Raw genomic sequence first — 23,841 nt, forward strand, 5'->3', positions numbered from 1 at the left:
TCTTATTCGAATTTTTACTTTCCTTGGCTTTCAGTATTGGTATCTGCACCGACTGCTGCATTGCTGTCTGCAGCTGGCGTTTGGTTTGTTGCTCCTGTGTTTGCGCCCTCACCGACAGGACTTGAACCCTGTTGTACGCCATCACCCGACTGAGCCGGCTGCTGGCTGTTATCCGGCTGCTGGGAAGGATCGGTTTCTGGTGAAGCTGGCTGGTTATCATCCGTAACTGGACTTTGATCAGGGGTCTGGTTTCCATCCGTGCTGTGAGAACCGTCCGGGGTTTGTGCCTGGTCGGGGCTTTGACCCTCATCCGTTGTTAAGTTGTCATCAAGATTTTGCACATCCTCGGAATTGGAGCCTTTGCCAGGTTTTTTGCCGCCGGTGACTTCTACGCTGGTACCGGTCAATTTTCCGGATAGAACGGGCTGCTGATTTGAATCGAGCATCGTGACGCTGCTGATCTCAAAATCGTAGGTGCCTGCATCCGAAGCGGTGAAGGAGAAATCCACCAGGGTCCCACTCTTGACTGGTTTGTTGAATTCAATGCCGAACACGGCCCGTTTTTTGCCTGTATTCGCCAAAGATGCTTCCACATCGGTTGCCGTGACATCATTTTGGATTTTAACCTGCTTGGAAGAAGGTGTAATCTTGTTTAGTTTTAATTTAGCATCGTAAGTTACCTCAACCGTCATAAATTGCACGGCTTGTTTACCTTTGAATTCAACGGAAACGTTAAATGGTTTACCTGTTTTGATCTTGCCTTGCTTGGCTGACAATTCTACGTCTGTGCTTGGGGTCTCCTCCGGCTTGTACTTATACTTATAGGATTTAACCGCTTTAGCTGTTCCGTTGCCGGCATCGTCAGAAATATACAGGTCGATGTTGTTCGTTCCGTTCTCAAGCGGAACTTCTACGGTGTAATTACCGTACTCATCGATGGTTCCCTGGTATTCATTATCTTTGCCTTTTACGGAATTGACCGCTTTCACATGGATCAGATCCTGCAGATTCGTGCCGTCATAGAAGTAATCCAGCAGCAAATCTCCGTTGATCGTTCCTTGAAGCAAGCCGACGTTCGGTTTATCCGGATTAACGATCAGTTCTTCCGGCACCGACGCATCCGGTGCAGTGTTGTCGACCAGGAACTGCGACAGCGAGTCGGTCACGACTTCGGCGGTTTTGTCGCCTTCCTCGACCGTTACCGGAACGATGCCGTAGACGCCTTCCGGATCCAGGTACACGCGTTTCTTTCCTGGTGTGGTGGCGATATCCACTTTGCCGTCCCATTCATAGGAGTAATAGAACGGGTCCAGCTTGTTCTGGAAGTCGCGGTCGTAGATATATCCTACATACTCGCCGTTCCCTTCGTCATCAAAACGGTAGACGTCGAATTCATAATCCACCAATTTTTTATTGAGTGCATAATAAAGGGTCGAGCCTTTGCCTTCTTTAGTGCTGGACAGGTAGATCGGATCGAGTTCTACGTTCGAAATATCGGCCAGGTTATATGTTTCGCCGACATATACGCTGAACGGCACATGAAGGACATGACCGTTTCCGGCTTGCGTAAAGATCAGCTGACCGTCATACAGGCCATCTGCGGTTCCTTCCGGAATGTTCAGGGATACGTTCAGATCGGCAGTCGATTGGCCTGCGGTCAGGCTTACCGAATCCGCTGCCGGCGTCAACACAGGCCCTCCGCCATGATTCCACTTGACCTCAATCGAATAGGATTGATCCGTATTCGCGATATTTTCCACCGTCAGCTTGCGGGTGACGTCCGCTCCTGCACCTTGCAGACCGAAAGAAATGCTGCCCGAGTACGAGGTTTGGTGGGTATCATCCTGAAGCTGAGCCGGAAGCGATTCTTCCACCTTAACGATGGCATCCGCCTCGGCAGAATTTTTCAGGTCGACGCGGCCGGCGCCTTGCTCGTTGGTGCCATACTCACGGTTATCCCGGTCTTTGATCAGAACCGCATTGTTCGTAAGCAGAGCCTTCACGTCATCCGGCTTCAGCTGAAGACCTTCTTCGCGCGTTTTCTCCAGCATGAGGGCAGCAGAACCCGCCACATGCGGAGCGGCCATGCTTGTGCCTTGCAGTTCCTCATAAGCGTTGGTATAGTCGCCGCCAAACGCTGGAATGGAAGACTTGATGCCCACGCCAGGCGCGGTAATGTCCGGCTTGATCGTATAGTTCGGCAGAGCAGGACCTCTGGAGCTTAGGTCTGCGAGCAGGTCGACTTCGGCTTTATAGCTGAACGTCACGTGGTTATTGCCTTTGGCAATCTCGCTCTTCAGCTTCTGGCCGCTTTCCTGGCTGATCGTATAAGCCGGTACGACGTCTTCGGCGCCGTTCAGCGTAGCTCCGCCGATTTCGCCTGGTGCGTTATTGTAAATGATGACGGCCACGGCGCCGTTGGCGGCCGCGTTTTGCGCTTTCTCAGCAAAAGAGATTTCGCCGCGCTGCACAAACGCCGTTTTGCCCTTGACGTCAATGTTGGCGTAATCGGAAGTACGGCCGAGGTCGGCGTCGACAAGCTCCAAGTCCGCGCCTTCCGATTCCAGCTTCGGCGATGTCGCCGCCAGCTGGGCGTACGTAATGCCGATGGTGTCGGAGGTGAAAATCGGCGTTTGGAGCGGCGGCGTCGAGGCGCCAACGGAAATGGCCAGCTGAGCCGCAGCCGGGCTGCCGACCGTTTCCGCATCCGGTCCTTCATTGCCGTTGGAGATAACGACGGTGACTCCCGCCAGCGCCGCGTTGTCCGCTGCGATGGCATCCGGCGTATACGAGTTGTTCATATCGGAGCCCAGCGACAGGTTAATGACATCCATTCCGTCACTGACCGCCTTTTCAATCCCGGCAATGACATTTTCGGTCGAGCCGCTTCCGTATGGACCGAGAACGCGGTATACGTACAGATCCGATCCCGGCGCTATGCCGCGGACCCAGCCCTTGCCCGCATCGGGGTGCTTAGGGTCGCCACGCCCGGCAACGGTTCCGGAGACGTGCGTTCCGTGATACGTATCATAGGTGCTGCCGTTGCTGTTAACCGGCTTGCTCGGATCCGGGAGCGTCTCCATCGGATCGGCATCGTTATCGACAAAGTCATATCCGCCTTTGTAGGCGTCCTTCAAGCTCGGGTGATTGTAGTCAATTCCGGTATCAATGACGCCGACTTTGATACCTTCTCCGTCATAACCTGAATCCCACATGTCTTCCGCACCGATCAGCGGAGCGCTTTCATCCATGTTCGGCGTCATTTCATGCCCGTCCGCAACAGGCAGGGCGTGCACTTCCTCATTCGGGAAGACGGCTTTGACGTTCGGCAGTGTCAGCAGCTTGTCCACTTCGTTCGCCGGGAGCGTCACGGAATAACCGTTAAACACTTTGGAATACTCCCGTTTGAACTTGGCGCCGGTTTTCGATAAAGCTGCCGATTTAAAGGCGCTGTGCTCCTGATTCAAAATGCTGCTGTAGCTTCCAAGGGATGAACGGGCCTGTGCTCCCGGTTTGGCCTCATAGACCTTAAGCGGATCGTTCTTCAGCTGAACGATGACCGTTACCGGTTCGCTGCTGTCCGAAGGATCTACGAAGTTTTGGGGCTCATCCGGCGCCGCAGCCGCCAGGCTTTGAACAGGGGATGAGGTGCCTTGGGCCGGAGGGTTAAGCTTCCAGTCCCCTTGGCGCAGGGAAGATTCCAGATGGATAGCCGAATGGTCGGCCGAGCGGAGATCGGGTGCAGCAGCCGCCGACACACTGGCGTTCGGATAGGCGACACCAATAGCCAGCAAGGCACTTAACAACAGCGTCGAATAAGTACGGATGGTCGATGAACCTTTTTTCAAAAGATGTCCTCCTTTATCGAATGAAATAGGAAATCATGCCGAAAAAACGATCCTCCTTTGCGCGAAACTAATTGAACACTAGTAAAATACATTTTTCATTTTACAATTTTTGCATTCTATTGGGATGAGACAAAAGGTTGATAGGTACTTTGGGCAGGGTGGGCGTTTGCTGTCGAGCAGAGGTGTCGAAATGCTCCAAAACGGCACTTTCTGTGGCACAACGGATATTTTTTGCCTTATCCCATCGGTTAGATAGGTTTATAGAATCGTTATCGTAGGACTAAAGAAAGAGGGAAATGCGAAAGGCTGAAAGACAAAAATCCTCTTGATCTCCCATGAGACGGGAGGCCAAGAGGATCGGAAAGTCCCCCTGCGGGGCTCAGGGAACCTGATCAGTTCTCCTGCTGGATGACTGGATGACGCAGGATGGTTCTCATTTTATGGGGAGGTGTTCTGCGCGGATCCGACAAATAAATTTCGTGATGCCGCCCCTTTGGTGTCAGGCGCTGGGCCTCAATATACTCGGAAATCTGCCGGATCGTTTCCGGCTCGGTACTGAACGGACCGACATGCAGCATCTGCACACAATCGCCCTCATACAGGCGTTCGAAGCTCACGGAGCGAAGGGGGGCAAGATGCGGTTTCTTGTTCACAGCCAGCATCCGGGCTTCTTCGAATCGTTCGGCCGATACATAGTCCGGCATCCGGATCAGCAGCTTCCACATCCAATCCTCCCTTGGAGCGTACATGGCGTCTTGTCCGGAATGGGACCTGGCCCACCAGAGCCCTTCGAGCTTGGCTACGGTAAAATCCTGATCCTCCTGCTTACACATCCCTTTTATGCCATAAGCTACGGTGTAGAGGGCTTCGGTCGCTTCAGCAAATCCTGGTCCGTTTGGATCGCCTTCGCCGTCGATCGTGAGATAGGGGATTTCATCAAAATAGCATTTTTGCGGGACTTGAGGGGCGGAATAATACGATGGGTACGCTTTGGTCAAATCCAGCTTGCGGTTATCCAATTTCATAAGGTTATACTCCTTTCTTGTATTACAGGATAACCGCATCATACGACAACTTCCCTGACAGCTAGATTGTCAGGGAAGTTTAGGGTTTGTATGATGTTCGGCAATTTCGTGACAAAGTTCGGCGATCCGTTCTCCCAGCAGGGATGGTTCCAGCACAGATACGAGCGTACCGAAGGAAAGAAGAAGATGGGGCATATAGGTCAGCATCACAGAGGGCGGCATTTCGAACCGAAGCTCCCGGTCCGTGTGTTCGGTCAGAAACGGCTGCACGAAATATTGATTCCCGATGGACTCCAATACATCCGAATCACCGCCAATTCGCACCGTAACCCAGGATGCGTCCGTTTTCGAATGACCAGCCAAGGTATCCCTGGCCAGCTCAATAAACGTAACATCCTCCGGCCTCGCAAACGTTTCTTCCGTTACCTCCAGCTGTTCGATCCGGTCGACGCGAAACATTCGGACGGAACCCCGCAGCTCACAGTAAGCGGCGACATACCAACGGTTCGTCCGGTAAGCCAGGCGGTAGGGGTGGATGCGGCGCATCCGCTCAGCATCTCCAGTCGTATTGGCATATTGTATGCAGCACACACGGGAATGGGCGGCCGCTTCTTCAAGGTCGGAAAGTAACCGCTTAATCTCCCGGCTTGTTGAATAGGGGACGGCTTCCAGCCCGGTCTGATGGCGCCTTAATTCTTCTCCTTGGTCCTCATTCAGCCGGTGGCTGATTTTATCGAGCGCATGTTCCAGAGCGTCTGCAAACGGATACCCTGCCTGGGAAGCGATCCGCGCGCTGTGAGCCATCGCTTTCAGTTCATTGGTGTCAAAAAACAGCGGCGACTCCCGAAAGGAGTCCGGAAGCGTGAATCCACCCCCATGACCCGGTTCCGCGACGACCGGAACGCCGCTCTGGCATAGGAGGTCGACATAACGGTAGACGGTGCGTACGCTGACTTCCAACGCTTCGGCCAATTGTTCCGCCGTCATTTTACCCCTCGACCGCAAAAGCCACAGCAGCGACAGCATGTAATCCAGTTTGGGCATATGATGAGCCAGCCTTCCATTTTCATAGTAACAATACAAATAAATGGGATATTTATCCACTCACCGTATGTATGATATTCCCACAGTACCATGGGCACGTCCGCGATGCAAAATCGATCCTAAAACCGCTTCAACACACATATGGTGTAGGTAGAAGGGAGTGGGAAGATGGACAAGATCGTAGACAAGTATTACCTGCTGAAGCAGCGGCAGAGAGAAACGGAGCAGGAGCTTAAGCAGCTTCGCGAAGAAATTACCGCCTATTGTGAGAAGCAGGAGGCCGAGCAACTGGAGATTGGTGCCTACAAAGTGAAGCTGGTATCGCAAATCCGCAAGGAATACGACGATCAGAAGCTGTACGAAGCGCTGCCGGACCCGGATTTGTGGCGGCTGATGTCCAAAGCGGACGGATCGAAAATTTCCAGTCTGGTCCGCCTGCGTGTGATCCCGGAAGAGAGGCTGGAGAATACGTACGAGGTCAAGCAAATCAAGCTGCTGCATGTGGATAAATTATAACTTCAAGATAGGAGGCTGCCCGGGTAAGGGCAGTTTTTTTGTTGATTCAGCAGTGGATTGGTTTGTTGAAAGCGGAGATCGAAGAGATTTGCGGGTGTCCTGTAAGTGAAATGGTTCTGTCCGGCCATCCCCAAAATATGTTGTTATGAAAACCTGAAATGCTAATACACATACATAGTAAAGCGCTTTACTCCAAGGCTTCAAGGCAGAGATCCCAAGGCTTTACATCAAAAAGGAGGGGCAAGCATGGTCAAAGGGAAAAAGAAATGGCTGCTCGGATCCACCGCGCTCTTCTGCGCGTTAACGGTGGCGATAGCAGGCTGCTCAAGCGGCAGCGGCGGCACGAAGACGGCGGAGCCGGGAACGGATACGACGACGACCACGACTACCGGCAATACGGGTTCTTCAGGCGAAGGAACCGCCAAGACGAAAACGACGATATCGATCACTTACCGGGACGACGGAATCGGGGAGAAGGGCACGTTCTACAAATGGCTGAAAGAGCTGTCCGAATCGTATCCGAACAAGGATGTGGAAATCAAGCCGACGCCGATCCAGGCATCCGAGGGGGATTATTTTGCCAAGGTCGCTCTGGCGCTGAAGTCCAAGGATACCGCTCCGGATATCGTTACGGAGGATACATTTATCCTCAATTCCGATGCCAGCGCCGGTTACCTGGAACCGCTGGATGATAAGGTCAAGGCTTGGGAGGACTGGACGAACGGCTCCTTTATCGAGGCGATGAAAAAAGGGGTTACGGCCAGCGACGGCAAGGTGTACGGAGTACCGTACAACACCGATTCGCGGGGACTGTGGTACAACAAAGAGATTTTCAAACAAGCGGGACTTCCCGAGGACTGGCAGCCGAAAACGTGGGACGACGTGCTGAACGCGGCCCGGACGATCAAAGAGAAAACGAAGGATGTCGTGCCGATCTGGATGAACATGGGCAAGGCGACAGGGGAAGCCACCTCGATGCAAACGTACGAAATGCTGCTGTACGGCACCGGGGAGCGTCTCTATGACAACGATACCAGCAAATGGATCATCAAAAGCCAAGGCATCATCGACGCGTTGACTTTCATCCAGACGGTCAACAAGGAGAAGCTCGGACCTCCGCTGTCCAAAGTGCTGAACGGCCAGGCGGGCAACACCGCGTCCCGCGAATATTTGCCGAAAGGCAAGCTGGCGATTTCGCTCGACGGATCGTGGATTACCGGCAACTACTTTGATACCGGAGCTGCGCCTTGGCCGGAGTATAAAGACGTGCTGGGCTTTGCCCCGATGCCGACCAGCAAAGGCCAGGATCCGGGTTCCATCACGCTCGCCGGCGGCTGGGCGCTGTCGATCCCGAGCAACGCGCAGCATAAGGACGAAGCATGGGACTTCATTAAGTACGCTTTGAACAAGGACAACACGAAAAAGCTGGTCATCGCTTCCGGCAACATTACCGTTCGTGCGGACGTCGCCAAGGATCCCGAATATACGGCTCAGCCGTTTAACGGTATCGCTACCGAATACCTGCAGCACGCCGAATTCAGACCGGCGCAGGACAAATATCCGGAAGTGTCCACGCAGATCCAGACGATGGTTGAGAGCGTCGCCACCGGAACCTCTCCTGCGGATGCTGCGAAGAAATACGCGCAGGACGTAACCCGGATTGTCGGTGAGGACCATATCGTAGAGAAGTAACGTATCAAAGCTTGCTCATGCTGCAGCTTCCGGCGGGAAGAGCGCGTGGGCAAGCGGTTTTATTTTCAGCTTAGGGGAAGGAGACGTAACCTGGATGAGCAGTTTGACCGTATCTTCGGTGTACAAAAAAGGAAAGTCGTATACATGGCTCTACTTCCTGCTTCCTTCAATCGCGATCATGCTCGTGTTTTTCATTTATCCGATCCTGTTAACGTTTTTCTATTCATTCACCAACCTGGCGTTGACGGGGGAAGCGGCCAAGGAACTGAAATTCGTCGGCTTCGACAACTATGCCCGCATGTTCCATGACCCCACGGTCCGGGTGAGCATTTGGAACACGCTGATCTTCCTGATCGGCTCGGCTGTCATCGGCCAGCAGGTGCTCGGATTTATCATCGCGCTCTTGATGAAGCACAAAAACCGGCTGTTTCGCCGGGTCATCGGCACGATCGTATTGGCTGGATGGGTCACGCCGGAAATCGTCTGCGCGCTGTGTTTATACAGCTTCTTCGGCGATGAAGGGACGCTGAATGCCATTCTCTCCTTCGTCGGGATCTCCGATGTGACCTGGCTTTATACCGTACCGATGCTGACCATCATTTTAGCGAACATTTGGCACGGCACCGCCTTTTCGATGCTGGTATTCCAGGCTGCACTCGACGACGTGCCGACGGAGATCGAAGAAGCGGCCGTCGTCGATGGCGCCTCCCGGCTGCAAATCTTGTTCCGGATCACCATCCCTTACATAAAGGACACCATTCTGACCAATATGATGCTCGTCACGCTGCAGACGCTGGGCGTCTTTGGCCTGATCTATGCGATGACGGGCGGGGGACCGGGAACGTCGACGACGACGCTGCCGATTTTTATGTACAACCAGGCCTTCGTCAATTACCAGCTCGGGTACGGCACGGCCATATCGCTGCTGCTCCTTCTGCTGGGCATCGTGCTGAGCCTGTTCTACATCCGCTCGATGAAAGAGCAATAAACAAGGAGACTTCGTATGAACGCGAAACAACGCAATCTCATCTACCGTATTCTGCCGTATTTGATCCTTACCGTCATCGGGATCTGCTTTTTGCTTCCGCTGCTGTGGGTGCTGGTCGCGTCCGTCGATCCCAATGCGATGCAGTCGCTCAAAATGCCAACCCGGCTCACGGGGGCCAATTACGGCGACGTGATCACGAACGGCGAGAACCAGCGCGCCTTTCTGATCGGTCTCTTCATGTCGCTCGGCCAAGCCGTTATCGTTGTCATTCTCGGTCTGCTGGCCGCCTATCCGCTGTCCCGGTATCAAATGAAGTATAAGAAGCCGTTTATGCTGACCATTCTGTTCATGACCTCGCTGCCGATTACGGCGGTCATGGTTCCCGTGTATCAGCTGTTTCTCAGCCTGAAGCTGTACAACAACATCTTTGGCGTCATTCTGTTCTATGTCGCTTCCTCGATGCCGTACGGCATTTGGATGCTGAAAAATTTCATGGATTCCGTGCCGAACGATATGGAGGAGGCCGCATGGGTCGACGGCGCCTCGGTGTTCACCGGCATTCGCAAGGTAGTAGCCCCGCTCATGATCCCCGGGATCTGCACCGTGGCCATCTTTACGTTCTCTGGAAGCTGGGGCAATTTCTTCGTCCCTTACATCTTGCTGCAATCCCCGGAAAACTTTCCGGCATCGCTCAAGCTGTATCAGTTTTTCGGCCAATACGGCATGGCGGATTACGGCAAGCTGGCGGCTTTCTCCGTCCTATATGCGCTTCCGTCGGTCGTGCTGTATATTTTGTCACAGCAGTTTATGTCCAAAGGGTTTGGGCTGCAGGGAGGTACAAAGGGGTAAACGATGCGTTTTGTATTTAAAGGGGCAGGGCCGAGTCTACTTGCCGGGTCTATGTCACACGAAGTAAAAAAGCAGGCAGAGGAACGGGAACGTTCCTTTGTGCCTGCTTTTTTTGGTAAAGCGGGGTGTTTCCGGCGTGATGGTTTCTTCGTTAGATAGATTTCCAGTGGACGGGCAGCTGGCTGCTTACAACGTTTTGGCCAGCTCGTTCAGCTTATTCATCGTATTCCAGTTTCGCGACGTAGCCGGAGCGTCAGCCTTGGACAAATTCGCGGCAAGCTTGGAGTCCCGGATACTTTGCCGAAGCATCAGGTATACGACATCGCCGACGGTGTGGAAGTCATCTCCGCCTTTGTCTAAGGCCGCCAGCTTGTCCAGCGCTTCCTGGCTGGGCTGTGAGGTGCGAATGGAGACATGGATGCTTTCACCTTCGCCCAAAGCAGAGGCGTCATATGGACATCCCGCAATGATCTGCTGCATTTCCTCCGCAGATTTCAGGGCGACCGATACCGGCTTGCCGATCGCCTTTTCCAAAAACTGCTCCATTTTGGACTTCAGTCCATGCGGCTCTTCATCGCTTTTAAACAAGACGTTCCCGCTTTGAATATACGTTTTGACATCGTGGAAGCCCATGTCTTCAAACATTTTCTTGAGCTCGGTCATTTTCACCAGATTATGTCCGCCAACGTTAATGCCCCGCAGCAGTGCAATATATACTGTCATCAATCGGCCGCCCCGTTTCGTTTTTTAACACAGTATACCATACATTTACTGGAATTCCGCTTAGGGATTCACGTGTGATCGCTCAGTTGTTCCAGCCTTTTCTCTGCTCTGTGAACGGATAGTGGGAGCACTTAACCAGCCCATTCGAGCTGAAATTCGGCAGAATGGCTGAGCTAGGTGCACTTTTGCATTAGAGACCGCGCTTGAATACCTACATGTAGCTTATTACAACGATCATTTCTTCACATCTGTCCGGACCTCATCAGGGAGCTTTAGAGTAAGAGTTCCGGACTGCTCCCGAATCTCCCCGTCTTGCGTCAGCTTATATGCCAGCTTGTTCAGCTTTCCATCCGGATCCAGACGTCCCGCCGTATACGTATTGATGTTCACGATGCTGCCTTCGCGGTAATAAAAATAGGTCGTATCCTTCCAGGGTAACGGTCCGGTTGCGTCCGTAAATTTCTGCTGTGCAAACAGCTCCTCTACTGGTCTCACGCCCGGCGAGATGTGCGCCTGCCAGGTGACGATCTGCATACCACCTTTTAACTCGATCCTAGATACCAGGTTGTCGGAGATGACGTAATACCGGGTGCCCACCCCTTGAGGGAACAAAAAGATGGTGCTGAACCCTTCGGAAGTGTGCTCGCTGCTCAAGGCTTCATGCTCATAATGCAGGCGACTGTTCATATCGAGCATCATCCGGCGGGCGTCGGCCAGGTCACCTGAATTCAGCACCTCCAGCTGCATCGGACTCAGCGGGGACTGAAACGATACCGTCGTGCCCTTCACCTCCAGACGGTACCCCAGCCATTCGCTCCACAATCGCAGTGGTACATACATTTGATTGTGGATTCTCTGCATAGGCACATCCAGCTTGATTTTCGTCGACCCATCTCCCTGCTTCACCGCAGCTGCGTTTTTACCAAGCGGAATCACAACCTTCTCCGACCATTTGCGGACGGTCGCTGTTTGGGTTTTGGCATCCCAGGATACCGACGCATGGATGGAATTGGCTAAGGTACGCAAGGGGACCAGCACCCGCCCGTCTTTCAGCACAGGTGCTGCATTCGGAACTTCAACATTCTCCATATATACCTTGTCCGGAACAGCTGCATAGACGGACGAGCCTGACATGAGCAAGCATGCCGCTGTGATCGCGCAAAACATCTTTTTCATTCAAAGTTCACTCCTTTTTATCTAAGACGTCTGAACAGGACAAGAGGTTACCCGTATTAAAAATGTTGTTATCATGACTTGCGCTGGAGACGGCTCCAGCGATTAGAATGCTTGAGAGAGGGGCTTGCTCCCCCTCAATCTATCCATCGCAAAGGAGAATGACCATGAAAATAGGTGTGATCGGAACGGGACACATGGGTGGAACGCTCGGGAAAAAATGGGCCGCAGAGGGGCATGAGGTGATGTTCGGCACTCGGGATCCGCAAAATGAGCGAATTCAAGCTCTGCTCAAGGAGGCCGGCCCTCAGGTGCAGGCAGGAAGCGTGCGGGAAGCGGCTTCTTTTGGCGAAGTCATTCTGCTGGCCGTAATGGCGGACCAAGTGGAAAGGGTGCTGGCGGAAGCCGGGGCTCTGGCCGGCAAAGTTTTGATCAACTGCACCATCCGTTTCGACGGGCAGTCGGCAGATAAAGAGGTGCGTAGACTGGCGCAGGAAGCCAGGGTTGTCCGGGCATTCCATACCCTTACTTGGGAAGTGCTTGCCCAGCCCCGATACGAGGAGGGCAATGCCACCGTTTATATCAGCGGGGAGGATGCCGAAGCAAAGGATACGGTTGCCCGGTTGTCCCGCGACATCCGGTTGGATCCGGTGGATGTCGGCGATTCCGAAAACATGGAACGGATAGAGGCCGGGATCGGCATGCTGTGGCAGGCGCTATCGCCCTTGTTCGGACGCGATTTCGGCTTTCGCCTGCTCCGGCGGGAATCGATAGATGCTTAAATCCGGGAGCGGGTCCATCATTACTCAACCGTGAACGGTATCTTAGGCAGCATTCCGGTTTTCAGCTACGACAAAAAGCCGATAAACCGTCTGGATGCAGCCGAAAGCGGAACGTTTTTGAGCGTCGCAATCCCGATGTGCCGAAGTGGAATCGGAGGTGTCAAAGGGATCTCTACCAATTTGCCCGAGGCTAACTCTTCGGTGATGAATTGGCGCGTAATGAAGGTGAGCCCAAATCCGCTCTGGGCAAACTGGACTAAGAGATCGAGGCTGCCAAGCTCGAATTCCGGATGAAGGGTCGTGCCGTGCGCCCCGGCGTAGCTGTCAAGAAATCGGCGCGTACTCCCACCCGGTTCCAGAAGCAGCAGCGGGTATTGGTGTAGCTCCGCCAAAGGCAGCGGCTGCCGTGCCAATTCCGCATACTTCGGATGCCCGACAAGGCAGTCCTGCTGGGGAGCGCTTGGCCGAAAATCGATTTTGGGGTCGTCCGCAGGCAGATTCACGATCCCGAAGTCGATTTTTCCTTCTTTTAACAAGGTGATCGTCTCTGGCGTCGTCCGGTTCGTGACATGCACCCGGATGTCCGGATACTGCTGGTGGAACTGTTCGAGGCATGGCAGCAGGTAGTGTTTGCACAAGGTGTCGCTCGCTCCGATATGGATTTCCCCAAGCAGCAGATTTTGCATCTCGGCCATCTTTTTTTCCCCGATGTCCAGCATCTGCATGGCCTGTTCCACGTAGCTGTACAACACTTCGCCTTCTGCGGTTAACGTGACTCCTTTTGCTGTCCGGAAAAATAAAGCCCCGCCAAGAGCACCTTCCAATTGCTTTAACGTATGGCTGACTGCAGGCTGGGTAATATGCAGCTGCTCTGCCGCCTTTGTCAAACTGCCAAGCTTGGCCGTCCAGTAAAAAACACGGTACCATTCCATTTGAATATTCATTGTCATTACCTCAATTTATATAGATCATTATTAATATCAATTTTACTTATGTGACCAATCCAAATTATAATGATCGCTGTAAAGGAAAACAAGAGGAGGCCAAACCATTGACCGTAACAGCGATTGTTGGAGCCAACTGGGGCGATGAAGGAAAGGGCAAGATGACCGACGTGCTGGCAGCCAAATCATCTTATGTGGTGAGATATCAGGGCGGAAGCAATGCCGGGCACACGATTATTAACGAATACGGGAAGTTCGGACTGCATATGCTGCCTTCCGGCGTATTTTATCCGCATGTGACGAACGTGATTGGAACGGGAACAGCGCTGGACGTAAACGTGTTGGTGAGCGAACGGGAAGCATTGCTGGCAAGAGGCGTCCGTGAACCGAAACTGGCCATATCGGATCGGGCGCAGGTCGTCCTGCCGGTTCACCGGCTGCTGGATGAGCTGGAAGAGGAACGCTTGGGGGCACGGAGCTTTGGATCGACGAAGCAGGGGATTGCCCCGTTTTACGCCGATAAATACGCCAAGCTCGGCGTGCAGGTGGCCGATCTGTACGATGAAGAAAGACTTCGGCGCCGCCTGCAACAAATGCTGGAAGCCAAAAATGTTCTGCTGACACATCTTTATGGTCATCAGCCTCTAACTCCGGAGGATCTCATGCCGGCATTACTGGAGCAGGGCGAGAAGATTCGTCCGTTCGTGTGCGATACGGCCCAAATGCTGAATGAGGCCTACCGCAAAGGGGAAGGCATTTTGCTGGAAGGTCAGCTGGGAGCGCTGCGGGACCCGGATCACGGCATTTACCCGTTCTCCACATCCTCTTCAACGCTGGCCGGATTCGCGCCGGTAGGCGCCGGCCTGCCGCCGTATGCGATATCCCAGGTGGTGGCGGTGGTCAAAGCTTATTCGAGCTGCGTCGGTGCCGGCCCGTTCGTCACCGAGCTGGCAGGCGAAGAAGCCGAGGAGCTGCGCCGGCGCGGTGGCGATGCGGGCGAATACGGCGTATTAACCGGACGTCCGAGACGAGTGGGCTGGTTCGATGCGGTAGCAACTCGCTATGGCTGCATGATTCAGGGAGCCACCGAGATCGCGTTAACGAACCTGGACGTGCTCGGGTACCTGGACCAAATCCCTGTATGCATCGGATATCAGCTGGCTGACGGGACGGTGACCGACCAGTTTCCAGTGAGCGCGAAGCTGGATGAGGCCAAGCCGGTTCTGCAGCATCACAAGGGCTGGAACTGTGACATTTCCGGCATTCGTTCCTTTGATGAGCTGCCTGAGGCGGCGAAGCGATATATCGAGATCATCGAAGTGACCGCAAGGGTGAAAGTAAAATACGTATCCGTGGGGCCTAAACGGGACCAGCTGATCACGCGTAATCTATAGAGCTCGGGCGATTCGCCGATCGAGCTGCTTCAGCCCGAAAGCTTCGGGCGGCCGTTAAGCGGCTGTTTTATTAGAAAGACGAGGAAATAAAAATCACGCGAGAACCTGACCGAGACTCCGACAGTGTTTTCCGAGTAACCAAGCTTTAGAACGGTTCCCTCCGTGAAGGGGGCCGTTTTTTTGTTGTGAGGCGGCAGGCACATGAATAATTTCCCTCCAATGGCAAACAATACGGGGTAAAGGGAGGCTGATGCTTCATGTGTCAACGTTTTTCCATGGCCGCCGAGCTGCCGGAGGTTCAGGAGCATTTTCAAATCGAACGGGTGATGTATTACTATAAAAATCGCTACAACATCAGTCCGACTCAGCATATGCCGGTGGTGCTCCAGCAGGACGGGGCGCGGATTCTGGATGAATTCCGCTGGGGCTTTATCCCCTATTGGGGAAAAGACGCGATCAATGCGGACCTCCGGAATGTGCACCAGAACCCCAGTTACCGGAAAATGGTGGACAAGCAGCGCTGCGTGATCCCCTGCAACGGATTTTACTACTGGAAGAGGGAAGGCAAGAAGTCTTATCCTGTCCGTGTAGTGATGAAAAACCGCAGCATGTTTGGGGTGGCCGGATTGTATGAAATTTGGCGGGATACGCGTGGAGAGCCGCTGCGCACCTGCACCCTGGTCATGACGGATGCCAATCCGCTGATCGGTGAATTCGACGCCCGAATGCCGGCGATTCTCTCTCCCGGGGACATGGAGCGCTGGCTGGATGAAAATACGATGGACCTGGACGCGCTGGATCCGATTCTGCGAACTCATTCGGCGGAAGAGATGCATGCATACGCGGTCACGCCGCTCATCGACAACGACACGCATGACACGGAGGAATGTATTCAGGAAATGAACCTGGAGCGGGCCTGGGTAAAACGTTAAAATTAAAGCAGTTGATCACTGCTTACGAAAAAGCCTTACGGCTGAGCAGCGGGAGGGAATCTAACGCCTTTTCGAGCTGAATCAGCCCTAAGGCTTTTTGTGTTTGCCGACGATGGCCGGTAAATTGACAACCCGGTATGCTTCTCCTATAATTTCGACTAGTATCTATATAGAATGAACTAAAGAAATGAATGTTATAGGCATATTTGGCCGTTATCAAAGGATGCTCAATGCAAATACTTTAGTTCAAACTATCTAAGTCAACGAAAAGGTGGACGTATCATGTCTCCGCGCACCAAAGAACAAAATGAGGAAATCCGCAGGCAGCGGAAATCCTGATCCGGGTCGACCGGGGAGCAGAGGTTATGAAGCGTACTATTGAAAACGAAGCCCGGAACAACGTGTAACTAACAGGCAGGTCCATTCGTGATATCAGCGGATGGGCCTGCCTTTTTGATGCAACAATCCCAGCGGGTCCGAATATTAAAAAAGCCGGCTGGGAAAGTTAACCGGTAACGGCCAAAATTCATTTTCCTTGGTCCAGGCACATTGTCGCCAGATATATAACATGGAGGTAAGAGAGAGCGATGCCCAAGGATTTTATCGAAGCACTGAAAAGAAGACGTTCCATCTATACCATCAGCAAACAGAACGTGACCACCGATGAGCGTATTCAGGAAATCGTGGAGGACGCAGTCAAGCATGCGCCTTCCTCGTTCAACTCCCAAACCTCCCGCGCGGTCGTTCTGCTCGGTTCCAATCATGACCGCTTGTGGGATATTACGGAAGATATTTTGCGCGAGGTCGTCAACAACCCGGAGGCGTTCAAATCGACCGAGCAAAAGATCGGTTCGTTCCGCAGCGGCTACGGCACCGTTTTATTCTATGAAGACATGGATGTCGTCCGCAAATTTCAGGACCAATTCGCCGCCTACAGCGAAAACTTCCCGATATGGTCCAATCAAACCTCGGGGATGGTGCAGCTGATCGTATGGACGGCGCTGGAGCTTGAAGGTTTCGGCGCCTCGCTTCAGCATTACAACCCGCTGATCGACGAGCGCGTCCGCGGCGAATGGAACCTTCCCGAATCCTGGAAGCTGATCGCCCAAATGCCTTTCGGCAAACCGACGGCACCGGCAGGAGACAAGGAGTTCCAGCCGATCGAAGAACGCGTGAAAGTGGTTCGCTGATCCATTGCACCCATACCAGTAAACAATACCCGGTGTCCTTTATGAGGATGCCGGGTATTTTTGTGTACCATTGCATACCAGTCGTATCCGACTGGCGTGAGCACCTCTTTATGTTATAATATTTATTTTAGAAGATGACTTGAGTGTAAGGGTCCTCAGCGAAGGAGGAATGAGAATGAAACGGTGGAAACAATGGACGGGCATGGGTCTCCTGTTCTGTTTATTGCTCTCTGCCTGCACATCAGAGAAGGAAGAACCCGCGTCTGTACCTGTCCCGGATCCCGAGCCTGCGGAGCTGGGGCAAACACTGACCGTGGTGCCGACAGAATCAGCCAAGGCCGCTGCGGAAGATCCATCCCAATACCAAATACAGACCCGCTTGACGGACTTCCAGCTCCTGAGCGGGACGACGGGTATCGCGTGGGGACTGACGAGAAATGAACTGCGGATGTACCTCACGGAAGACAACGGAAAAACGTGGGTCAACATCTCGCCGGCTTCCAATGTACAATTTCCCGACAATTTAAAATATGGAAGAGACCTGTATTTCAAGGACCGGATGAACGGCTGGGTGGTCCGCAGCGCTTCCGGCACGTCGGAGACGATCGTGCTGCATACGTCGGACGGAGGCGGTTCCTGGAAAGTGTCCTCCATCCCGGACAAGAACAAGGTGACCTCGATCTTTTTCGATTCCAATAACGTCGGCTGGATTATGCTGACCGCGGAATCATCGACAGGCAAACAGGATAAAACGCTGTATAAAACTGAAGACGGCGGAGCCAAATGGAAAATGGTGATGCATAATTATATCAGCAGCAATCAGACGTCGACGCAGGGTGCTATTCCGCCGCTCGGCTATGCGATGGGCATGACCTTTACCAGCCCGGCAAAAGGCTATGCGATGATTCAGGAGCTTGGGGTGCCGAAGCTGTACCGTACACAGGATGGGGGCAGCGAGTGGAGTGAAGGACCGGCGTTTTTTAACCGGGACAAGCTGGCGTCCTGCAGCGGATTTATTCCGTCAAGCCCGGAATTTTTCGATACGTCAAATACGGAAGGCTGGATTCCGGTCGGCTGCCAGGTCGGCGATTCAGCTAAATACAACGGCTTTTTCACGACGGACCAAGGCCAGACCTGGACTTTCGCCCCTTTTAACCTGGGTTGGAATAAGGGCGTAAACCAGTCGCTCCGGCCTTCATTTATTAATTCTACACAAGGCTGGGCTCTGGTCGGCAATCTAGTGTATCACACCGAAGACCAAGGGAAGACGTGGATGCCGCTGCCCGCAAGCCGCGTGCTGACCAGTATATTAAAGGAATATCCCGAAGTCGGTAAGCTGCAATTCAGCTCCCAGCGAGTCGGCTGGATGCTCGTTATGAAAAATGACGAAATGCGATCGAGGCTCCTTCAGACGATTGATGGGGGAATTACATGGAAAGTGCTCTGATCCCGTAAGATTGGCATCAAGTTCTTCAAATGGACGCATATACTGTTAATGACCATGCTATGCGTGTCACTGTGAAGCTTGAAGCTGGTGGATGGAAGGGGGAAGAGCATGGGAGATACGTCTTTCTGGATGTTCGATTTCTTCGGAAAGGTCATGCCGATCTTTTTTGTCGTTGTTATCGGAATTATTGTACTGTCTGCCGGAAAAGGTATTCTGCAGTGGGGGCGCAACAACAAGCAGCCCGTGCTCACCGTGGATTCCCGGATTGTCAGCAAACGCAGTCAGGTCAGCCATCATCAGCATCAAGATACCAATGACCATCTATCCAGCTATACGAAAACGACCTATTACCTTACTTTCGAAGTGGAGAGCGGCGACCGGATGGAATTTACGGTCAGCGGCGAACAGTACGGCTTATGCGCCGAGGGCGACGCAGGCCGTCTTACCTTCCAGGGAACGAGATACCTGGGATTTCAGCGCTACATGCGCGTATCCGGAGAAGAAGGCACCCCCGGCGCTTTTCGGAGGATGAACCCATAGTTTCGGACACGAATCCAAAGCATTGAATGGATGCGTCTTCGGCAGATTGCTCTGCCGGAGGCGCTTTTTTTCTGATTTGCGCGGGCGGTGTGCAGCTCGGACGTTTCTTGATTCCCCGGCTGCGTTAAGGTTAAATAGAGACATCGAGATTAGATCTAAAGGAGGAATGGTCATGTCATTCGAAGGAAAAGTCGTCGTGGTAACCGGGGCGGCACAGGGAATCGGAGAAGGGGTTGCCCGGGCTTTTGCCCGGCATGGCGCGCTGGTCGTCCTGGGAGATCATCATGAGGAGAAAGGTGCGGCAGCTGCCGCCTCCATCCGCCAGGACGGGGGACAAGCCGTGTTCTGCCCGTGCGACGTGCGAAGCGAAGCGGATATCAAGCGGCTGATGCAGACGGCGCTGGACGAATACGGGAGACTCGACGTCGTGATCAACAATGCCGGCGTGTCACGCTGGAAGTCGCCGTACGATCTGACGGTGGACGAATGGGATGACGTCCTGAACACCAATGTCCGCAGCTGTTTCCTGGCGACCAGGGAAGCGGCCCGGATCATGAAGGAGAAGGGGATTCATGGATCCGTTGTGAACATGGCGTCGACCCGTTCACTCATGTCAGAGCCAAATTCCGAGGCGTATGCCGCCTCCAAAGGGGCGATCGTGGCCTTGACCCATGCGATGGCCGTCTCCCTTGGGCCGGACGGGATTCGTGTCAACTGCATCAGCCCGGGATGGATCGAAACGGGTGACTACTCCGCCCTGCGGGAGGAGGACCACAGTCAGCATCCGGCGGGACGAGTAGGTAAACCGGATGATATCGCCCGTGCTTGTCTATATTTGGCAGATCCGGACAATTCATTTGTAACCGGGACCCACCTCGTAGTCGATGGGGGCATGACCCGCAAAATGATATATGAACCGTAACTTTTCGACTAATCAAAAGGTACTAATCCTTTCCAATTTTTCTCTTTAGCCTTGTAAAAGGAAAAAATTAACTGGAGGATTTAGTTCCTTCTATGCAGTCCGGAATCATGCTGCCCGAGGTGAGCCCAGCCTAATAAGGACTTGGGCTCATCTCTTTTTTCGACATCAATGCTATAATTACTCCGTTCTGCTAGAGATCTATAGGAATGGAGGGAAATTATGATTGTCAAAAGTTCTCGAATCCTGCTGACCGCGCTGATGTGCCTTTCGGCTTGGCTGCTGATGGGGTTTTCATCCCCGTCCGGACCGGTCAAAGCCACATGGGTATGGCAGACGGAGCTGATCGAGGATGGCGGGAAGGACCTGCTTGACTTTGCCCAAAACCAAGGAATCAACTTGATTTACTTACAGATTAATCGGGACATGCCGGCAAGCGAATATGAGGCTTTCATAAAAAATGCTCATGCTGACAACATTGCCGTGCATGCGCTCGGTGGTGACCCGGGTTGGGCACAGACCAAGCACCGTGACCGGCTTGTGGGCCTGGTGGATTGGGTAAACGATTACAACAACGCTGAAGCGTCCGACGCCCAGTTCGACGGTATCCATCTGGACATCGAACCTTATGTTCTTCCGGAATGGGGCACCGACCCTGAAGGGGTCATCGGGACCTGGATCAATAATATACAAGCGTTCCTGGATGCGGCGCATGCTTCAGGCTCCAAGCTGGACGTCGGGATCGATCTTCCGTTCTGGTTTGACGGGTATACCGTCCCGGGCCAGGGCGACGAGAAGCTGACCGAATGGTTTATGAAGTCGTTTGACCATGTGACCGTTCTGGCTTACCGCAATACGGTCGATTCGGAACACGGCATCGTGGAACTGGCCAGGGACGAGATGGAATCCGCCCAGCGGCTCGGCACCAAAGTCCTCGTGGCCGTCAATACGAAGCAAATGCCCGGTGAGGAATATACTTCCTTCTACGGAAGCGGTAAAAGCGAAATGGATCAATCGCTTGCATCGCTGTCGGGCGCGCTGGAATCCTATACCTCGTATGGAGGCATCGCGATTCACGACTTCCGCAACTGGGAGAACATGCCGGACGGCGGAGAGCCGGGAGGCACCAAACCGGATCCCGCACCTAATCCAGATCCGGAACCTGAGACACCTTCGGATGGCCAAGTGCCGGACCCTGATCCGGTTGATAGGGATAAACAGGTGCGAGGTACATACGTATGGGAAGCCAATCAGGTCATGGAACATGGCCAGGAAATTATCGAATTTGCCAAGGAGAAGAAGCTGAACTGGCTGTTCGTCCGCCTGGACCTTCAGCAGCCGGTCGAAGCGTATCGTTCGTTTGTGAAGGAAGCCTCAGCGGCTGGCATCGAAGTCCACGCCATGGGCGGTCACCCGATTTGGGCACTGACGGAGAGCCGGCCGAAGATGATGAAACTGGTGAATTATGTGAAGAAATATAACCAGGAGGTGGCAGGGGACGAGCGTTTCCACGGTATCCATCTGGATATCGAGCCGTACGTGCTGCCGGAATGGAGAAAGGATCCGGACCACCTCCTTGAGGAATGGACAGGGAATTTGAGCGCTTTTGTCCAGGAAATCAAAAAGGATTCGAATCTGCAGGCCAGCATGGATTTGGCCGTTTGGCTGGACAAATACAAGGTCCCCGGCACGGATGAATCCATCAGCAAGTGGATAATCGACAAGATGGATTTTGTATCCCTGATGGCATTCCGCGATACGGCGGGAGGAACGAACGGGATCGCAGCCGTCTCCAAGGAAGAGATCGCCTTTGCCAATGAGCTTGGGAAGCCGATTCTCATCTCTGTCGAAATGAAGGACAGCGGGGAAGGGAACCATATTACTTTTGCCGAGGAAGGATCCGCCTACATGGAGGAAGAACTCGCGAAGCTGACTGGGCTGCTGGCCGACTCGCCGTCCTATTCCGGAAACGTTGTTCACGCTTATGACTACTGGAGAACCGCGAAGCCTTAACCTGTTTTCCCTGGGCATTCACACAGATCTGCCGCCATGCATAACATAGGATGTAAACATTTTCGGACGATAAAGGAGTGTTGACCCGTATGGCGGATCGAGTGAAGCATTATTTTGCAAGGGGAAATACGGCGGACGGTTTATATACGCTGTTTGATTCGGTGCTGAGCGGCTTGGATACGGTCTTCGTTCTGCAGGGCCGGGCAGGGACGGCCATCTCGGCGTTTCTTTCGGAGCTTGCCGAAGCATGGAGCCAAAAGGGCTGGAGCCTTCATTATATTCATCATCCGTTGAACCGAGACTGGCTGGAAGGCCTCATCCTGAAGGATATCGGCATCGGGGTTGTCGACGGCAATGCCTGGAGCGCCGATCCGGTTCTCGAAGGAACCGAAATCCGCATGATCGATCTGGAGGACGCCATTTCCGCGGAGCTGCTGAACGAGCATGCCGGCGACATTGAGGAAGCCGAACGGCAAACGAGCGCCCTATACAGCCAAGCCTACGATACATTTCAAAAAACGCTGCGGATCCATGATGAATGGGAAGCCTTCTATATCCAGAATCTGGACCGGGCTGTCATGGACCGGCTTGCCGAAGAGTGGGCGGAAGAACATCTCGTTCCGATCCGGCCAAGACGTGCCCATGCCGTTCACCGTTTCCTTGGAGCGGCTACCTGTGAAGGGGCTGTCGATTATGTTCTGAATTTAACGGATGGCCTCAAGAAGCGCGTCTTCGTCAAAGGCCGCCCGGGTTCCGGCAAATCGACGCTGTTTAAACGCCTTGCCAAAGCGGCGGAGGAGCGAGGGGTCGACACGGAAATCTATCACTGCGGCTTTGATCCGAACAGCCTGGACATGATTATTTTTCCGCAGCAGAGCCTGGCGATCTTTGACAGCACGGCGCCCCATGAGCATTTTCCGAGCCGTGAGGGCGACGAAATTCTCGATGTTTACGAGCTGGCGATTACGGCAGGAACCGACGAACAGTATGAGGATCAGATCGCCGAAATTCGCGGGCGCTACTCCCGCTCGATGAAGGAAGCGATCGCCCTGCTGGCCACCATCAGAGAAGTTCAGGAGCCCGTTCTGCGAATTTATGACCAGGCGGTCGACCGGGAGGCCATCCGCCGTTTGGCCGAAGGAATCTCGGCCGAAGTGGATGCCTTGACGAACTCGTCGGTCGTTGGCGATTAATTACGATTATCTGCGTCTTTGCATCATAGGAAAGCCCCGGTTTCCAAATCATTGGGAACGGGGCTTTTTGGTGTATGGCTATCCCGCAGCGGCTTTACTTGACTTGCCTATGTCTGCTGTCTATGATGATACAAGCTCCGTAATCCATGAGAAGAGGGAGGAAATGAACCAAATGGACAAGCGCTCCTTTGTTTATGTCACCTATATTGCTGCGACGCCCGAGAACCTTTGGCAAGCGTTGACCGATGGCAACCTGACCGAGAAATACTTTTTCGGAACACGCGTGGAATCCGAGTGGACAGTCGGATCAGCCGTGAACTATTTGCGAGGCGGCGAGGTAACCGATTATGGCAAGGTGCTGACCTGCGATGCGCCCAGACAGCTCTCTTTTACTTGGACCTATAAAGGGGACAACACGCCACGGAACAGCCCGGGCGTCGTCACCTTCGAGCTGCAGCCCATGGGTTCGGTCGTGAAGCTGATCCTCCGGCACGAGAACTTGCTGGACAGCGACTTTGTTGATGAGGAACGAACCTTTGAAGGGTATAACAACGGCTGGCCGGCGATTCTCAGCAATCTCAAAACCTTTTTGGAAACAGGCAAGACGATGCCGCCGATCTCCCTATAAC

The 23,841-nt window shown here is 53.5% G+C and carries 20 protein-coding genes; 14 read left to right on the plus strand and 6 right to left on the minus strand.

The genetic code is table 11. The annotated features are described in order from the left end of the window. Positions 1-14: 14 nt before the first annotated feature. The 3 genes from C7820_RS04825 to C7820_RS04835 form a co-directional block, all read right to left on the minus strand. Entirely contained in the window at positions 15-3,848 is a 3,834-nt protein-coding gene (locus C7820_RS04825) for a S8 family serine peptidase (protein WP_116229971.1), read from the minus strand. A 392-nt stretch (positions 3,849-4,240) separates the two neighbouring features. Further along, positions 4,241-4,873 (minus strand): GyrI-like domain-containing protein, encoded by a 633-nt coding sequence (locus C7820_RS04830; protein ID WP_116229972.1) that lies wholly within the window; start codon positions 4,871-4,873, stop codon positions 4,241-4,243. Between the two features lie 69 nt (positions 4,874-4,942). Further along, on the minus strand, positions 4,943-5,917 hold the full coding sequence (locus C7820_RS04835; RefSeq protein ID WP_116229973.1) for a helix-turn-helix transcriptional regulator: 975 nt from the start codon (positions 5,915-5,917) through the stop codon (positions 4,943-4,945). Between the two features lie 168 nt (positions 5,918-6,085). Here C7820_RS04835 and C7820_RS04840 point away from each other — a divergent pair, with 168 nt between their 5' ends. The 4 genes from C7820_RS04840 to C7820_RS04855 all read left to right on the plus strand — a co-directional run bounded on the left by C7820_RS04840 (position 6,086) and on the right by C7820_RS04855 (position 9,962). Next, complete coding sequence (locus tag C7820_RS04840; protein WP_116229974.1) at positions 6,086-6,433, plus strand: hypothetical protein; 348 nt, start codon at positions 6,086-6,088, stop codon at positions 6,431-6,433. 246 nt (positions 6,434-6,679) lie between these two features. Further along, complete coding sequence (locus C7820_RS04845; RefSeq protein WP_116229975.1) at positions 6,680-8,125, plus strand: ABC transporter substrate-binding protein; 1,446 nt, start codon at positions 6,680-6,682, stop codon at positions 8,123-8,125. A gap of 94 nt (positions 8,126-8,219) precedes the next feature. Further along, positions 8,220-9,113, plus strand: a complete 894-nt coding sequence (locus C7820_RS04850) for a carbohydrate ABC transporter permease (RefSeq protein ID WP_076171547.1) — start codon at positions 8,220-8,222, stop codon at positions 9,111-9,113. A gap of 15 nt (positions 9,114-9,128) precedes the next feature. Further along, a complete protein-coding gene (locus tag C7820_RS04855) occupies positions 9,129-9,962 on the plus strand; it encodes a carbohydrate ABC transporter permease (protein ID WP_116229976.1) in 834 nt (277 codons plus the stop codon). Positions 9,963-10,148: 186 nt separating this feature from the next. Here the strand turns inward: C7820_RS04855 and C7820_RS04860 are convergent, their stop codons facing one another. Next, positions 10,149-10,685, minus strand: a complete 537-nt coding sequence (locus tag C7820_RS04860) for a DUF1697 domain-containing protein (protein WP_116229977.1) — start codon at positions 10,683-10,685, stop codon at positions 10,149-10,151. A gap of 234 nt (positions 10,686-10,919) precedes the next feature. Next, positions 10,920-11,861, minus strand: a complete 942-nt coding sequence (locus C7820_RS04865; RefSeq protein WP_116229978.1) for a copper amine oxidase N-terminal domain-containing protein — start codon at positions 11,859-11,861, stop codon at positions 10,920-10,922. Positions 11,862-12,025: 164 nt separating this feature from the next. Between C7820_RS04865 and C7820_RS04870 the strand changes: the two genes are divergently transcribed. Beyond that, on the plus strand, positions 12,026-12,640 hold the full coding sequence (locus C7820_RS04870) for an NADPH-dependent F420 reductase (RefSeq protein ID WP_309545738.1): 615 nt from the start codon (positions 12,026-12,028) through the stop codon (positions 12,638-12,640). A gap of 65 nt (positions 12,641-12,705) precedes the next feature. On the opposite strand, the gene C7820_RS04875 is transcribed toward C7820_RS04870, so the two are convergent. Continuing rightward, positions 12,706-13,584, minus strand: coding sequence for a LysR family transcriptional regulator (locus C7820_RS04875; RefSeq protein WP_116229980.1), 879 nt, complete (start codon positions 13,582-13,584; stop codon positions 12,706-12,708). A gap of 107 nt (positions 13,585-13,691) precedes the next feature. Between C7820_RS04875 and C7820_RS04880 the strand changes: the two genes are divergently transcribed. From C7820_RS04880 to C7820_RS04920, 9 genes are all read left to right on the plus strand, one after another. After that, positions 13,692-14,978 carry an adenylosuccinate synthase gene (locus C7820_RS04880; protein WP_116229981.1) on the plus strand — a complete coding sequence of 429 codons (1,287 nt, stop codon included), beginning with the start codon at positions 13,692-13,694 and terminating at the stop codon, positions 14,976-14,978. A 257-nt stretch (positions 14,979-15,235) separates the two neighbouring features. Further along, positions 15,236-15,910, plus strand: a complete 675-nt coding sequence (locus C7820_RS04885) for an SOS response-associated peptidase (RefSeq protein ID WP_116229982.1) — start codon at positions 15,236-15,238, stop codon at positions 15,908-15,910. Between the two features lie 587 nt (positions 15,911-16,497). Further along, the gene (locus tag C7820_RS04890) at positions 16,498-17,100 is read left to right on the plus strand and encodes a nitroreductase family protein (protein ID WP_116229983.1); all 603 of its coding nucleotides are present in this window, start codon (positions 16,498-16,500) and stop codon (positions 17,098-17,100) included. A 175-nt stretch (positions 17,101-17,275) separates the two neighbouring features. Continuing rightward, positions 17,276-18,547, plus strand: a complete 1,272-nt coding sequence (locus tag C7820_RS04895; RefSeq protein ID WP_181908933.1) for a WD40/YVTN/BNR-like repeat-containing protein — start codon at positions 17,276-17,278, stop codon at positions 18,545-18,547. Positions 18,548-18,655: 108 nt separating this feature from the next. Beyond that, on the plus strand, positions 18,656-19,087 hold the full coding sequence (locus C7820_RS04900) for a DUF2500 domain-containing protein (RefSeq protein WP_089547788.1): 432 nt from the start codon (positions 18,656-18,658) through the stop codon (positions 19,085-19,087). A gap of 172 nt (positions 19,088-19,259) precedes the next feature. Further along, positions 19,260-20,009, plus strand: a complete 750-nt coding sequence (locus C7820_RS04905) for an SDR family NAD(P)-dependent oxidoreductase (protein WP_116229985.1) — start codon at positions 19,260-19,262, stop codon at positions 20,007-20,009. Between the two features lie 219 nt (positions 20,010-20,228). Beyond that, positions 20,229-22,019, plus strand: a complete 1,791-nt coding sequence (locus C7820_RS04910; RefSeq protein ID WP_116229986.1) for a glycoside hydrolase family protein — start codon at positions 20,229-20,231, stop codon at positions 22,017-22,019. A gap of 89 nt (positions 22,020-22,108) precedes the next feature. Then, positions 22,109-23,212 carry a hypothetical protein gene (locus tag C7820_RS04915; RefSeq protein ID WP_116229987.1) on the plus strand — a complete coding sequence of 368 codons (1,104 nt, stop codon included), beginning with the start codon at positions 22,109-22,111 and terminating at the stop codon, positions 23,210-23,212. Positions 23,213-23,384: 172 nt separating this feature from the next. Continuing rightward, positions 23,385-23,840, plus strand: a complete 456-nt coding sequence (locus C7820_RS04920; protein ID WP_116229988.1) for an SRPBCC family protein — start codon at positions 23,385-23,387, stop codon at positions 23,838-23,840. Position 23,841 lies beyond the last annotated feature (1 nt).

Source organism: Paenibacillus sp. VMFN-D1 (assembly GCF_003386155.1).
Taxonomy (GTDB): domain Bacteria; phylum Bacillota; class Bacilli; order Paenibacillales; family Paenibacillaceae; genus Paenibacillus_AQ; species Paenibacillus_AQ favisporus.

What these genes read in the sequence shown, in the direction of transcription:
- C7820_RS04830 (WP_116229972.1), bottom strand. Translation starts at nt 4,873, where the DNA reads ATGAAATTGGATAACCGCAAGCTGGATTTGACCAAAGCGTACCCATCG.
- C7820_RS04835 (WP_116229973.1), bottom strand. Translation starts at nt 5,917, where the DNA reads ATGCCCAAACTGGATTACATGCTGTCGCTGCTGTGGCTTTTGCGGTCG.
- C7820_RS04840 (WP_116229974.1), top strand. Translation starts at nt 6,086, where the DNA reads ATGGACAAGATCGTAGACAAGTATTACCTGCTGAAGCAGCGGCAGAGA.
- C7820_RS04845 (WP_116229975.1), top strand. Translation starts at nt 6,680, where the DNA reads ATGGTCAAAGGGAAAAAGAAATGGCTGCTCGGATCCACCGCGCTCTTC.
- C7820_RS04850 (WP_076171547.1), top strand. Translation starts at nt 8,220, where the DNA reads ATGAGCAGTTTGACCGTATCTTCGGTGTACAAAAAAGGAAAGTCGTAT.
- C7820_RS04855 (WP_116229976.1), top strand. Translation starts at nt 9,129, where the DNA reads ATGAACGCGAAACAACGCAATCTCATCTACCGTATTCTGCCGTATTTG.
- C7820_RS04860 (WP_116229977.1), bottom strand. Translation starts at nt 10,685, where the DNA reads ATGACAGTATATATTGCACTGCTGCGGGGCATTAACGTTGGCGGACAT.
- C7820_RS04865 (WP_116229978.1), bottom strand. Translation starts at nt 11,861, where the DNA reads ATGAAAAAGATGTTTTGCGCGATCACAGCGGCATGCTTGCTCATGTCA.
- C7820_RS04870 (WP_309545738.1), top strand. Translation starts at nt 12,026, where the DNA reads ATGAAAATAGGTGTGATCGGAACGGGACACATGGGTGGAACGCTCGGG.
- C7820_RS04875 (WP_116229980.1), bottom strand. Translation starts at nt 13,584, where the DNA reads ATGAATATTCAAATGGAATGGTACCGTGTTTTTTACTGGACGGCCAAG.
- C7820_RS04885 (WP_116229982.1), top strand. Translation starts at nt 15,236, where the DNA reads ATGTGTCAACGTTTTTCCATGGCCGCCGAGCTGCCGGAGGTTCAGGAG.
- C7820_RS04890 (WP_116229983.1), top strand. Translation starts at nt 16,498, where the DNA reads ATGCCCAAGGATTTTATCGAAGCACTGAAAAGAAGACGTTCCATCTAT.
- C7820_RS04895 (WP_181908933.1), top strand. Translation starts at nt 17,276, where the DNA reads ATGAAACGGTGGAAACAATGGACGGGCATGGGTCTCCTGTTCTGTTTA.
- C7820_RS04900 (WP_089547788.1), top strand. Translation starts at nt 18,656, where the DNA reads ATGGGAGATACGTCTTTCTGGATGTTCGATTTCTTCGGAAAGGTCATG.
- C7820_RS04905 (WP_116229985.1), top strand. Translation starts at nt 19,260, where the DNA reads ATGTCATTCGAAGGAAAAGTCGTCGTGGTAACCGGGGCGGCACAGGGA.
- C7820_RS04910 (WP_116229986.1), top strand. Translation starts at nt 20,229, where the DNA reads ATGATTGTCAAAAGTTCTCGAATCCTGCTGACCGCGCTGATGTGCCTT.
- C7820_RS04915 (WP_116229987.1), top strand. Translation starts at nt 22,109, where the DNA reads ATGGCGGATCGAGTGAAGCATTATTTTGCAAGGGGAAATACGGCGGAC.
- C7820_RS04920 (WP_116229988.1), top strand. Translation starts at nt 23,385, where the DNA reads ATGGACAAGCGCTCCTTTGTTTATGTCACCTATATTGCTGCGACGCCC.